Source organism: Aestuariivirga sp. (assembly GCF_047600585.1).
Lineage (GTDB): Bacteria > Pseudomonadota > Alphaproteobacteria > Rhizobiales > Aestuariivirgaceae > Aestuariivirga.
The window spans coordinates 323,384-336,105 of sequence record NZ_JASGKP010000001.1; the positions used below are offsets into that span (position 1 = coordinate 323,384).

The following is a 12,722-nucleotide window of genomic DNA, read 5'->3' on the forward strand; positions in this document are numbered from 1 at the left end:
TGATTGCCCGCTGCAAGGCCGCTGGTGTAGGTTCCTCCGTGCAAACGGTCAGGCACGGAGTATGAGCGGGTGAGTTCTGAATTTCCTTCACGGGCGGACGTCGTCATTGTGGGTGGCGGCGTGGCCGGCGCCTCGATTGCCTACCACCTCACCAAGATCGGCATCACCGACGTCGTGCTCTGCGAGCGGAAGCAGCTCACCTGCGGCACCACCTGGCATGCGGCAGGCCTTGTCACCCAGCTTCGCGCCACGCGGCGCATGACCGAGCTTGCCAAGTATACCGGCGAGCTTTTCGGCACGCTGGAAGCGGAAACGGGGCAGGCCACAGGCTTCAAGCGCAACGGCTCGCTGCGCGTGGCGAACACGCCCGGCCGCTATGAAGAGCTTGCGCGCGGCGCCTCCATGGGGCGCAACTTCGGGCTTCCGGTCGAGCCCGTGTCACCGGGCGAGATCAAGGAGCGCTGGGGCCCCATCAGCACCGATGGCATCGTCGGCGGTTTCTGGTTCCCGCACGACGGGCAGGTGAACCCCGCCGATGTGACCATGGCCTATGCCAAGGGTGCGCGCACGCGGGGCGCCCGCATTCTCGAACATACCGCCGTCACGCAGATCATCGTGGAGCAGGGCCGTGCGGCGGGCGTGATGACGGAAAAGGGCGAGATCCGCGCCAAGAAGGTGGTGATCTGCGGCGGCATGTGGTCGCGCGATCTCGCGGCCACGGCAGGCGTGGCGCTGCCCCTTCATGCGGCGGAACATTTCTACATCGTCACCGAACCGGTGGAAGGCCTGCCGCGCAATCTGCCTGTTCTCTTCCTCGGTGATGAATGGACCTACTACAAGGAAGATGCGGGCAAGCTTCTTGTCGGCTTCTTCGAACCCAATGCCAAGCCCTGGGGCCAGAAAGGCATACCGGACAGCTTCTCCTTCGACTCGCTGCCCGAGGATGTGGAACACATCGCGCCCTATCTGGAACAGGCCACGCGCCGCGTGCCCGTGCTGCAGAAGACGGGCATACAGCTTTTCTTCAACGGCCCCGAGAGCTTCACGCCCGACGACCGCTATCTGCTGGGTGAAACGCCGGAGGTGCGCGGCCTCTTCTGCGCCACGGGCTTCAATTCCATCGGCATTCTCTCGTCGGGTGGCGTCGGCAAGGCGCTCGCCGACTGGATCAGGGATGGCCACCCGCCCATGGAACTCATGGATGTGGACGTGCGCCGCATGCAGAGCTTCCAGGTGAACCGCAAGTATCTCGAGGAGCGCACCACAGAAACGCTGGGCCTGCTCTTCGACATGCACTGGCCCTCGCGCCAGTTCGAAACCGCGCGCGGCGTTCGCCGCAGCCCCTTCCACGACAAGCTTCTCGCCATGGGGGCCTGGATGACGGAAGCGGCAGGCTGGGAACGCCCGGGCTTCTTCGGCACGCCGGGCACGATGCCGACGGTGCAGTATTCCTACGGCAAGCCCAGCTGGTTCACGAACGTGCGCGATGAATGCCGCAACACCATGGAGAACGTGACGCTCTTCGATCACAGCTGCTTCATCAAGTATGAGGTGGAGGGCCGCGATGCGCTTCGCGTTTTGAACAGCGTCTGCGCCAACGAGATCGACGTTCCCATTAGCAAGGTGGTCTATACCCAGTGGCTCAACGCCAAGGGCGGCATCGAGGCCGATGTCACGGTCACGCGCCTCTCGGACACGTCCTTCCTGGTTGTGACGATCGCCATCTCGCAGCGCCGCGATATCGCCTGGCTGAAGCGGCACATTCCGGATGATGCCCATGTCTTCGTGCGTGACGTAACCTCGGCCATGCCGATGCTGGCGCTCATGGGACCGAAGGCGCGGGCTATGCTCTCAACACTTTCGCCGACAGATTTCTCCGATGCCGCCTTCCCCTTCGGCACGTCGCGGGAGATCGACCTCGGCTACGCCCGGGTGCGGGCCTCGCGCCTCACCTTCGTGGGCGAGCAGGGTTTCGAGCTTTACATGCCGACGGAATTCGCCGGTCACGTGTTCGACGAGATCGTCGCGGCGGGCAAGGCCTTCGGTCTTCGCATGGGCGGATTTTTCGCCATCAATTCGCTGCGCATGGAGAAGGGCTACCGTCACTGGAGCCACGACATCGGCGAGGAGGATACGCCCTATCACGCCGGTCTCGGCTTTGCCGTGGTGCTGAACAAGGCCGGCGGCTTCATCGGCCGCGAGGCGCTGCTGCAGCAGAAGGCGGCAGGCCCTGTCACGCGGCGCATGGTGCAACTGCGCGTGCCGGGCAGCGAGGCGCCGATGCTCCACCACAACGAGCCCATCCTGCGCGATGGCGCCATCGTCGGCTCGGTCACATCAGGTGCCTGGGGACATCGCGTTGGCGCGTCACTGGGCCTCGGCTATGTGAGCCATGAGGCGGGCGTCAGCGAGGCCTGGCTCGCGAGCGGCACATGGGAGGTGGAGGTGGCGTGGAAGCGTTATCCTGTCGAGGTGCAATTGCGCCCGTGGTATGACCCCAAGGGCGAGCGGCTGAAATGACGGCAGAAAAGGGAAATGTTCGCCCATGAAGATTGACGGCAAGGACTTTCGCACGATCTGGCTCGCGGGCGACGGCAGGGGTGTGGAGATCATCGACCAGACCAAGCTGCCGCATCTCCTGGAGATCACGACCCTCCGCAGCATGGATGATGCGGCCACTGCCATCTCCGACATGCTGGTGCGTGGCGCACCGCTGATCGGCGCGACTGGTGCCTACGGCATGGCGCTGGCGATGACGGAAGATGCGACCGACCGCAACCTGCAACGCGCCCATGATGTGCTGGTGAAGACGCGGCCCACCGCCGTGAACCTGAAATGGGCGCTGGACCGGATGCAGCAGGTGCTCGCGCCCGTGCCCGCCGCCTCCCGTGTCGCCGCAGCCTATGCCGAAGCGGCGCGGATCGCTGATGAGGACGTGGAAATCTGCTCCAGCATCGGCGAACATGGCCTCGCCCTCATCGAACAGCACTGGATCAGGAACGGCAAGGCGCGCCCCGTGAACGTGCTCACCCATTGCAATGCCGGCTGGCTCGCCACGGTGGACTGGGGCACGGCGACAGCACCCATCTACAAGGCGGTGCGCAAGGGCATTCCCGTCCACGTCTACGTGGATGAAACGCGCCCCCGCAACCAGGGCGCCAGCCTCACCGCCTTCGAACTGAACCGCGAAGGCGTTCCGCACACCGTGATCGTCGACAATGCCGGCGGCCATCTCATGCAGCACGGCCTCGTCGACCTCTGCATCGTCGGCACCGACCGCACCACGGCAAGCGGCGATGTCGCCAACAAGATCGGCACCTATCTCAAGGCTCTTGCCGCCCACGACAACAACGTGCCCTTCTATGTGGCGCTGCCGTCTTCGACCATCGACTGGAGCATGTCTGACGGGGTGCGCGAGATTCCCATCGAGACCCGCTCCGAGCGCGAAGTCACGCACATCAGCGGCCTCACCCGCCACGGCACGGTCGAAACCGTGCAGCTCACGCCCACCGGCAGCAAGGCCATCAATTACGGCTTCGACGTCACCCCGGCGCGGCTGGTGACCGGCCTCATCACCGAGCGCGGCGTGGCGCCCGCCTCGCGCGAGGGCCTCCGCAAACTCTTTCCCGACGCCAAGCCCTGACCCTTCACTTCACACAGCAGGACCGCAATGACCTCCGAGAGCAATCCCCACTGGATCTACAACCAGACCATCAAGATGTTCGCGGCCGATGCCTCACCGCCCTTCGAAGCCGAGACGGAACTCTCCCGCACCTGGGGCAAGGTCTGGGGCATCGACAATGACGTGGGCCAGGTGCGCTCCATCCTCGTGCACCGCCCGGGACCGGAGATGCAGATCGTCGATTCGAAGAAGCGCATCGCCGAGATCGGTTCCTTCGGTGACGTGGAGAAGGGTTGGTACTTCCAGAGCGATACGCCGCCCGACATTCCCGCCATGCAGTCGCAGCACGATGCCATGGTGAAGGCCTTCGAGGCCGCCGGGATTGAGGTCTATCACGTGGAGGGCGTCGACAACACGCGCCTCAAGTCGTGCTACACCCGCGATCCGCTGATCATGGTGAAGGGCGGCGCCATCGTCTGCCGCATGGGGGCGCGCATCCGCCGGGGCGAGGAACTGGCGATCACCCGCACGCTGGCGAAGATCGGCATCCCCATTCTCCGCACCATCTCCGGCACCGGCATCATGGAAGGCGGCAGCTTCGCCTGGCTCAACAGCAAGACCTGCGCCATCGGCGTGGGCGTGCGCGTCAACCGCGACGGGGCGGAGCAGGTAGGCGAGGTGCTGAAGCGCCAGGGCGTCGAACTGCTGATCGTCGACCTGCCGGGCTACGACATCCATCTCGATGTCTCGTTCCTGATGATCGACAAGGATCTGGCCCTCATCAATCCCTTCGGACTGCCCTATTCCTTCCTTGAGGAGTTGAAGGCGCGCGGCATCCGGACGATCGAGATCGATCCCGCCGATGATTCATGGATCGTCAATTCGCTGGCGATTGCGCCCGGCAAAATGGTGATGCCGGCGGGCGCCACGAACCGCACGCTGGACAGGCTGGCCCAGCACGGCGTGTCGTGGGTCACGGTGCCTTACGCCGCCATGCACAAGAACGGCGGCGGCATCCACTGTTCCACCACGCCGCTCCGACGCGACAGCGTTTAGCGGACGAGGCGGACGAGTTCGTTGCTGATCTGCGAGGTGATCTCGCTGAACACCAGGTTGATCGAGTTGCCGCCCACGTCAGGCTCGAAGTACTTGCCCGGGGCGCACTGCTTCAGCAGCGAGGTCACCTTCGGGTCGGTCACGTCATAGGCGATGGTGAAGACCGTGATGCTCTCGGCGCGCATGGCAGAGCAGATCGACAGAAGGTTCTTCTGGGCCTGGGCCACGTTGCGGCTCTTGCCGGGGCCCCAGCCGTTCGAGGTCTGCACGCCGTCGGTCAGCAGCACGAGGTACTTGCGGTTCTTGGTGTCGGTATAGGGCGCGCCTTCCGTGAACGGAGCGGCGTTGTCGAGCAGGTTCCAGCCGAACTCGGCGCCGAGCTGGATGTTGGTGTTGCCGAGCGGGCGCATGGCGTCGAGCTTCTGCGTCACCGCCTTGAAGTCGGTCGTCAGCGGAAGGATGTCGAGCTTCTTCGTGGCATAGGCATTGCAATCGTAGTTGCCCTGGTTCTCGTATGTGTTGTCGAAGTAACCCCACTTGCTGTCGGCGGATGCGCCGGGCGTGGCAAGGCCGGTCGTGTAGGGATTGACGCGATCCTGGGTGCAGCCCGTCCACGTCGCGGTCTTGCTTGACTGCGTGACATAGGCGGCTGGCATGGAGGTGCGCACCATGGCGGAGAAGGGCACGAGGCCGACCTTGAGATTGCCGGCTTCAGTGGCGGAGGCGAGCTTCGTCACCATGTCCTTGGCGGCGGCGGCCATGCGCGAATACTTGTTCGAGTCCATCATCGAACCGGAATAGTCGAGCACCATCACCACCTCGGCCTTGCCGGCGGTGGGCAGCATCACTTCGGTGTCGGCTTCGGCGAGCATGGAGGAAATACCGCCAAGCCGCATCAGCAGCGTCGGCACCGGCTCCTTGGCGGAGGCGACGATGGAGGTGCCGGTCAGCTTGGCATCGATCAGCACGCTGCGCGACGACGACTTCAGGTTCTCGTCGAAATAGGTCTTGAGGATCTGGATGCGCTGGGTCTCGCTTGCATCCTTCGCGGTCGCTGCGGCAAGGGCCGCACCATCCAGCGCGGACGCCAGTTCCGTCTGCCGGTCGGCAAGGCGCACGTAGTCGATCGCGGCACCGGCGGCGAGCAGCAACGGTACGGCAATGAGACCGAACAGCGTTCCAGTGCTGCCCGATGTGTTGGATACAAATGACCTGATGCGCGAAAGCATGTTGCTGTCCCTTCGACCGTATTCCCCGAATTCAAGGGGAAATTACCCGCGAGACTTGCAATGCTTCCGTAACAGATTGCGTCAAATTTTACTTAATGCGGAAACGCCCGCGGCATCACTTTCCGCGCGGGCGGGCCACGTCGTTGGAGCCCTCCGGTTCAGGTCCGTGACCGTAGCTCATGCGCTTCATCTGGGCGATGACACGCTCCATCTCATCGTCCGGCAGGATCGGTGGCTCACCCAGGGTGAGGGCCTGAACGTAAAGTCTTGAGATTGTTTCAACTTCCGTTGCCAGCCAGAGCGCGCCTTCAAGCGTCTTGCCGAGCGAGATCTGGCCGTGCTGGCCGAGCAGGCAGGCAAGCCGGCCTTCCAGCGCCTCGATGGCCGCATCCGAAAGCGCCTGCGTGCCGAAGGTGGCATAGCGGGCGCAGCGGATCGTCGTTCCGCCGGCCACGCCGGTCATGTAGTGAAATGAAGGAATGGTTTTATGGTGAACGGCCAAAGTGGTGGCGTAAACCGAATGGCAATGAAGAACGACGTCGATGTCGGTCCGGTGCTTGAGGATATCGCGGTGGAAGCGCCACTCGGAGGAAGGACGGCGGCCCACGTATGTACCGTCGAAGGCCATCTCCACGATATCCTCGGGCTTCATCGTGTCATAGGGCAGCGACGAGGGCGTGATCAGGAAGCTGTCGCCGATGCGGAGCGAGAGGTTACCGGCCGTGCCCTGGTTGATGCCGCTGGCATTCATCTTGCGGCAGGTTTCGACCATCGCTTTGCGCTCGGCCAGGTGGGTGGTCTTCGGCATGTCCGGTTCACTCCGTCAAGATCAGAATTGCGTGCCGCTTCTTTCCATTGTGACGGGCCTGCCGCAAGGGGGGAAGTGGCGCATTTGCCATGCGAGGACAGCAAGGCGGCGCTCACTCAGATGAGCGATACCGAGACCTTGCCCAGCGCACCGAAATCACCGCTCACGTGGTCGCCCTTCACGATGGGCATGGGCACGACACAGGTGCCGGTCGTGACGAATTCCCCGGCGCGCACGCGGATGCCATGGGCGGAGAGTTCATTGACGAGCCAGACCATGGCGATGCGGGGCGAGCCCAGCACGTTCGATCCTTTTCCGGGCGCATCGGGCTTTCCGGCAATACGGCCCACCGGCTGGAAGGCGGCAAGGTCCGTCTGCCGCCAGGTCTCGGGCATGGCGTCGCCCAGGCACATCCAGCTCGCACAGGCATTGTCGGCGATGAGGGCGGCCGCGCCCACGGTTTCGAAGCGGTCATAGCGGCTGTCGGGAATCTCGATGGCCGGATGCAGCGCTGACACGGCGTCAAAAACCTCGTCCTCCGAGTAGGGCGTGTCACGCGGCGGCAGGTCGCGTCCCAGCACGAAGGCGAACTCCACTTCGGCCACCTTCATGTGATTGTTGCCGAAGGGTATGGCGCCGCCCGACTTCACCACGCGCTCGGCGATGTAGATGCCGGCAAGCGGCCCGTCGACGCCGATGTGCTTCTGCCCGGCCACACTGGTGGCGGCAATCTTCCAGCCGGCCTGTGGCTTCGCCGACCGCGCCAGCCAATGGGCCTGCGCGCGATAGGCCTCGGCGCGGGAGGAGGGCGCGATGTCGCGCGGCAGGGTCTGGATGCGCGTGCCCTGTTCGTCGTTGCTGATCAGCAGCCGTGCGGCGGCTGCGGCCTGGTCGAGCGTGTACATGGCGCGAGAATGTGCGAGGCCCAGCGGAAGCGCAAGGGGATCACACCTGCAGGTCGTCGGGGCAGGTGGAGGCTGCTCCCTGCACGGCACCGCGCGCCGTGTAGTCGGCGCGGGTGACGCCCTCCAGCGCCTGCTGCTCGCTGTCGGCGGCGGCATAGAAGTCGAAGCAGTTGGCGCTCACCTGAACGATGCTGAAGCAGCCGCCCGCCATGGTGGTGTAGAAGGTGCAGAAGAGATTGTTGACCACCGACCAGTTTCCGGCACTCGCCGCGCGCGGATCCCAGTAGTCGATCTTGCCGCCGTTGAAATAGGTTTCACGGAAGGCGAGGCCATCGTGATAGGCGCCCGACACCGTCTTCCCCTCGAAGGCGGTGATGATCTCCGGGCCCTTGAGCAGCTTGGGCTGGGGCGGCGCGGTCTGGGCCGTCGCCAGCAGCAGCAGTGCCAGCGGCGCCGAGAGCAGTGTTGCGCCCGCCGTCAGGCTTCGATGATTTTCCATTCGTGGGAAATCTCCGCGGTCTTCTCGAACATCTTGGAAGCAGAGCAGTATTTTTCCGCCGAAAGTTTGACGGCACGTTCCACCATGGCAGGCTTCAGGCCCTGGCCCTTGAAGGTGTAGATCATCTTCACCTTGGTGAAGACCTTGGGGTCTTCGCTGGCGCGCTCGCTTTCGAGTTCGACCTCGCAGCCGGTAATTTTCTCACGGGCCTTCTCGAGGATCATGACGACGTCGAAGGCGGTGCAGCCGCCAAGGCCGAGCAGCATCATCTCCATGGGGCGTACGCCGATGTTCCGGCCGCCTGCTTCCGGAGCGCCATCCATGACGATGCCATGGCCCGACCCGGACTCACCCAGGAAGGCGCGGCCGTTGATCCAGGTGACTTTGGCTTTCATGAGAGGTGTTCCATCAGGCAAATCACGTGCCGGGGGTCCGTTCGACATGGACCTCGATCTCCGCCTCCCCGGCGTTGAGGAAATCGAGAATGAGCGGAAAGCGTTGCCCGATGACGAGCGGGGCTGCAAGCCCGATCAGGCGCAGGTGCCGGCCTTGCGGCCGCATGGCAAAGGGCTGGCCCGGCGGCAGCGGAAACGCCTGTTCGGCGGGGTCGTCGTAGCGGGCGTTGCGGCGAAGCTCGATGATCGCGGCGCTGTCGCTCCGTGCGGCCACAAGGGCATCTTCTGTGGCGCCCACGTTGAGCAGCGGCACGAAGACCTGGCCGTCTCCCACCGGTGCGGGAAGCGCCCAGGCATGGCCGATCTTGATGTCGCCCGCCCGCGCCGAGTGGGCAAGGGCGGGCAGCGGCCACAGAGCGAGGGCAGCAAGAACAGAGCGGCGCGGGTGAAATCTTGGCATCAGGCAACCACAGGTGGCCATGAGATAGGGAGGCGGCAGGTGTTGGTCAAAGCCATTCTGCCGTGGTACGATTTTGCCATGGCTACGGTGCACTTCACCTCGAACCTGCGGCGCCATGTGGATTGCCCGCGCGTGGAAAGCACGGGCGGCACGGTGAAGTCCGTTCTCGAAGGCGCCTTCGCCGCCAATCCGCAGCTCCGCCACTACATCCTTGACGACCAGGGTGCGCTCCGCAAGCACATGCGCATCCTCATCGACGGCGAGGCGATCAGCGACCGTCATCACCTCTCCGACATCGTGACGCCGACATCGCAGATCTGGGTGATGCAGGCCCTCTCGGGAGGATAGCGGATGGCGCCCTCGGTCCTGGTTTCAACCCGCAAGGGTCTGTTCGAAGTGGCGAAGGGAAGCCGCGGCTGGGCTGTGAAGGAAGGGCATTTCCTCGGCGACAACGTCACCCTCAGCCTGCACGATCCGCGCGACGGTGCCGACTACGCGGCCCTCAATCACGGGCACTTCGGCATCAAGCTGCACAGGCGCGACAAGGGCCGCAGGACCTGGAAGGAAATCACCACACCCGCCTATCCGAAGAAGCCGGAGACGCTGGTCGATCTCGACGGCTGGGGCAAGCCCGTGAACTGGAGCACGCAATTGATCTGGGCCCTGGAAACGGGCGGCCCCAACCAGAAGGGCACGCTCTGGGCCGGCACCATGCCGGGTGGTCTCTTCCGTTCCATCGACCGCGGCGAGACGTGGGAACTGATGGAAAGCCTGTGGCGCCATCCCGCCCGCAACAAGTGGCTGGGCGGCGGCGCCGACATTCCCGGCATTCATTCCATCTGTGTTGACCCGCGCGCGCCGGATACGATCCGCGTCGCCGTCTCCTGCGGCGGTGTGTGGGTGACGAAGGATGCAGGCGAAACCTGGGTGCAGTCGGCCCATGGCATGCGCTTCGACAACGGCCCGGCCGAAGAGGCCGGCAATCCCGATGTGCAGGATCCGCACATGATGGTGCAATGTGCCTCCGACCCGTCCGCCTTCTGGGTGCAGCATCACTGCGGCATCTGGAAATCGATCAACGATGGCGTGACGTGGAGCGAGGTGAAGGCGAAACCGTCGTCCTTTGGGTTTGCCGTGGCGGTTCACCCGAAGGATCCTGATACGGCGTGGTTCGTGCCCGGCATCAAGGACGAGAAACGCATTCCGGTGGCGGGAGCACTGGTCGTGACGCGCACCACGGACGGCGGCAAGACCTTCAGGAGCCTCACCAAGGGCCTGCCGCAGAAGCACGCCTATGACGTGGTCTTCCGCCACGGCCTCGCCGTTGACGACACCGGCAAGCGCCTGGTGATGGGGTCGACCACCGGCAATCTCTGGATCAGTGAAAACGGTGGCGAGGCCTGGAAGCTCGTCAGCAGCAATCTTCCGCAGGTCTATGCGGTGCGCTGGTGCTGATCAGATCGCGGCCAGGTGCCTGGCGAAGGCGGGCTTGGCCATCAGCGCCTTGCAGCGGTTGAAGCGGTTGAGCGCATAGGCCGCGAAATCATCAGCCGGATTCTTGTTGGCATGCTGGATCAGGCCCCACAGCGTCCACAGCAGGTCGCACATCGCCTTGTAGATCACCATGCGTCCGTGATCGGACGGCGAGGGCGCGCCGCCGAAATAGGCGACCAGCATCTCGAGATCCTGCGCATCGTCGAAGCCGCCCTCGACGGAGAGATCGCCCAGGTCCCACATGGGATCGTTCATGCCGGAGTATTCCCAGTCGACCACCCACATGCGCGTGCCGTCGTCGATGAAATTCTCGCAGAGCGGATCGCAATGGCAGGGCACGAGCGGAAGAGGGGCGCGGGCAAGGGCCGCGCGCACCGCATCCGCCTCGCGCACCACATCGTGATACCCGTCGGGCAACTCCACATCCTTGGTGGCGAGAACCTTGAGGTAGTCGTCGATCATGGCGAAGAGTTCGAAGCGGAAGGGAAAGGTGCCGCCCGAGGTGTGAAGCTTGCGGAAGACCTGTCCGGCGCGGGCGGGCGAGCCCTTGCGGCTGCGGAAGCCGTCGGGCGACATCGTGACGGCATCCGGCACCAGCACCGTCACCATCACGCCCGTCTTCGGATCGGCGTGGATCACGGCCGGGCTGACGCCTGCCTCCGCCGCCACCCGTGCGGAAACGGCTTCGTTCTCGCGGTTGATGTATTCCTCGGTGCCCTGGCCCGGAATGCGGAGCACGTGGTCGCCCACCCGGTAGACCTTGTTGGTGAGGCCGCCCAACCGCTCGACCGGACCTGAATAACCAGAGAGGGCAGGAATGGCGTGGAGGGCGTCTCGGGCTGCTTTTTCTTCTTCGGGCGTCATGCGCGAAAGGCTAACATGGTGAAAACAATCTTGGGAAGGGACCATGGCAGAGGGCGAAGGCACAAGCAAAACCGGCGGGCACGATGGCTTTCTTGGCGCCGTCTATGACTCGAAATCCACAGCCGATGTGGCGGCTCTCTATGACAAGTGGGCCGAGACCTATGACGCCGAAATGGCCCAGTCCGGATACCGCCATCCCAGCATCTGCCTCGCGCTTCTGGCCCGCCATCTGCCGAAGGGCACGGCCCCGCTGCTCGATGCCGGCGCCGGCACCGGTTTGATCGGCGAGTGGCTGAAGATCATGGGCTATCCCACGGTGGAAGCGCTCGACATCTCGGAAGGGATGCTGAAGGTCGCGGCGCGGAAGAACTGTTACTCCGCCTTCCATGTTCTGGCGCTGGGTGGCGCCTTGCCGTTCAAGACCCACAGCTTCGGTGGCGTGATTTCGGCGGGCGTCTTCACCTCGGGTCATGTGGGGGCCGAAGGCCTCGATGAACTGATCCGCATCACGAGGCCGGGTGGCGTCATCGTGCTCACGGTGAAGGGCACGCTGTGGGATTCAGGTTTCGCCGCGCGCGTCGCCGAACTGGAATCGAAGGGCCTTGTCGCCCGCTCCGAGGAAACCGAGCCATATGTGTCGATGCCCGGCGAAACCGGAACGACACCAAGCCGCGGCCTCGTCCTTCGTGTGCGCTAAACCAGATCAACCAGCGCAGTCAGGCTGTCGATGACGCGGGCTGGCATTCCCGGAATGTTGTCGTCGATCGTTGGCGTACGGGCAATGCGCACCACCTGGAAGCCGAACTGCGCGGCGGCCTGTGCATCCCAGGTGTTCGCCGAGACGAAGCAGATGGACGGCGCATCAGCGATCGAAAGCTTCTGCATGGCGAGACGGTAGACGCGGCGGCTCGGCTTGTAGATGCCGACATCTTCCACCGAGAGCACCTGTTCGAACAGCTTGTCGAGCCCGGCATGACGGACGATGGCATCGAGCATCGACGGCGACCCGTTGGAGAGAATGGCGGTGCGCCGGCCCTTCTTGCGCACGGCATTCAGGCCTTCCACCGCATCGGGATAGGCGTCGAGCTTGAGGTAGAGCGTCATCAGCTCGTCGGCGAGGCCGGTTTCGTTGATCTCCAGCCGCTTGAGGGCATAGTCCAGCGCCTCGCGCGTCACATGCCAGAAATCCACATGCACGCCCATGAGGCTGCGGAGCCAGGTGTATTCGAGCTGCTTCTGCCGCCACAGGGGCGCAAGGTCTGCCGCCTTGTCGCCGATTTCGCCGGCCAGCTTTTCAACCGGAGAGGCAACGTTGAAGAGCGTGCCATACGCGTCGAAGACGCAGGCCTGTATGCCTTCCAGTTTACCCGCCGCTGCCATGGGCGGACCC

The 12,722-nt window shown here is 64.2% G+C and carries 14 protein-coding genes; 6 read left to right on the forward strand and 8 right to left on the reverse strand.

Annotated elements, in window-relative coordinates; all coding sequences use genetic code 11:
• Positions 1 to 69 precede the first annotated feature (69 nt).
• From QM801_RS01415 to QM801_RS01425, 3 genes are read left to right on the forward strand one after another with little or no spacing between them, the layout of a single operon-like run.
• Positions 70 to 2,520, forward strand: coding sequence for a GcvT family protein (locus QM801_RS01415; protein WP_415017427.1), 2,451 nt, complete (start codon positions 70 to 72; stop codon positions 2,518 to 2,520).
• 25 nt (positions 2,521 to 2,545) lie between these two features.
• A complete protein-coding gene (mtnA, locus tag QM801_RS01420; protein WP_415017428.1) occupies positions 2,546 to 3,643 on the forward strand; it encodes an S-methyl-5-thioribose-1-phosphate isomerase in 1,098 nt (365 codons plus the stop codon).
• Between the two features lie 27 nt (positions 3,644 to 3,670).
• Entirely contained in the window at positions 3,671 to 4,678 is a 1,008-nt protein-coding gene (locus QM801_RS01425; protein WP_415017429.1) for a dimethylarginine dimethylaminohydrolase family protein, read from the forward strand.
• On the opposite strand, the gene QM801_RS01430 is transcribed toward QM801_RS01425, so the two are convergent.
• The 6 genes from QM801_RS01430 to QM801_RS01455 form a co-directional block, all read right to left on the reverse strand.
• The gene (locus tag QM801_RS01430; protein WP_415017430.1) at positions 4,675 to 5,907 is read right to left on the reverse strand and encodes a vWA domain-containing protein; all 1,233 of its coding nucleotides are present in this window, start codon (positions 5,905 to 5,907) and stop codon (positions 4,675 to 4,677) included. The two genes, QM801_RS01425 and QM801_RS01430, sit on opposite strands and share 4 nt — an antisense overlap.
• A gap of 115 nt (positions 5,908 to 6,022) precedes the next feature.
• Complete coding sequence (locus tag QM801_RS01435) at positions 6,023 to 6,715, reverse strand: class II aldolase/adducin family protein (protein WP_415017431.1); 693 nt, start codon at positions 6,713 to 6,715, stop codon at positions 6,023 to 6,025.
• 116 nt (positions 6,716 to 6,831) lie between these two features.
• On the reverse strand, positions 6,832 to 7,620 hold the full coding sequence (locus QM801_RS01440; RefSeq protein ID WP_415017432.1) for a 2-keto-4-pentenoate hydratase: 789 nt from the start codon (positions 7,618 to 7,620) through the stop codon (positions 6,832 to 6,834).
• Positions 7,621 to 7,660: 40 nt separating this feature from the next.
• Entirely contained in the window at positions 7,661 to 8,119 is a 459-nt protein-coding gene (locus QM801_RS01445) for a hypothetical protein (RefSeq protein WP_415017433.1), read from the reverse strand.
• The gene (locus QM801_RS01450) at positions 8,098 to 8,514 is read right to left on the reverse strand and encodes an OsmC family protein (protein ID WP_415017434.1); all 417 of its coding nucleotides are present in this window, start codon (positions 8,512 to 8,514) and stop codon (positions 8,098 to 8,100) included. The genes QM801_RS01445 and QM801_RS01450 overlap by 22 nt, the downstream gene beginning before the upstream one ends.
• A gap of 22 nt (positions 8,515 to 8,536) precedes the next feature.
• The gene (locus tag QM801_RS01455; RefSeq protein WP_415017435.1) at positions 8,537 to 8,974 is read right to left on the reverse strand and encodes a copper chaperone PCu(A)C; all 438 of its coding nucleotides are present in this window, start codon (positions 8,972 to 8,974) and stop codon (positions 8,537 to 8,539) included.
• Positions 8,975 to 9,016: 42 nt separating this feature from the next.
• On the opposite strand from QM801_RS01455, the gene QM801_RS01460 reads away from it, so the two are divergent.
• Entirely contained in the window at positions 9,017 to 9,322 is a 306-nt protein-coding gene (locus QM801_RS01460; RefSeq protein WP_415017436.1) for a MoaD/ThiS family protein, read from the forward strand.
• A gap of 3 nt (positions 9,323 to 9,325) precedes the next feature.
• Positions 9,326 to 10,429 carry a WD40/YVTN/BNR-like repeat-containing protein gene (locus QM801_RS01465; protein ID WP_415017437.1) on the forward strand — a complete coding sequence of 368 codons (1,104 nt, stop codon included), beginning with the start codon at positions 9,326 to 9,328 and terminating at the stop codon, positions 10,427 to 10,429.
• On the opposite strand, the gene QM801_RS01470 is transcribed toward QM801_RS01465, so the two are convergent.
• Positions 10,430 to 11,332, reverse strand: coding sequence for a phosphotransferase (locus QM801_RS01470; RefSeq protein ID WP_415017438.1), 903 nt, complete (start codon positions 11,330 to 11,332; stop codon positions 10,430 to 10,432). It lies immediately after the preceding gene.
• A 43-nt stretch (positions 11,333 to 11,375) separates the two neighbouring features.
• Here QM801_RS01470 and QM801_RS01475 point away from each other — a divergent pair, with 43 nt between their 5' ends.
• Positions 11,376 to 12,029: a class I SAM-dependent DNA methyltransferase gene (locus QM801_RS01475; RefSeq protein ID WP_415017439.1), complete on the forward strand. Its 654-nt coding sequence runs from the start codon at positions 11,376 to 11,378 to the stop codon at positions 12,027 to 12,029.
• Here the strand turns inward: QM801_RS01475 and QM801_RS01480 are convergent.
• Entirely contained in the window at positions 12,026 to 12,712 is a 687-nt protein-coding gene (locus QM801_RS01480; RefSeq protein WP_415017440.1) for a haloacid dehalogenase type II, read from the reverse strand. The two genes, QM801_RS01475 and QM801_RS01480, sit on opposite strands and share 4 nt — an antisense overlap.
• Positions 12,713 to 12,722: the final 10 nt, after the last annotated feature.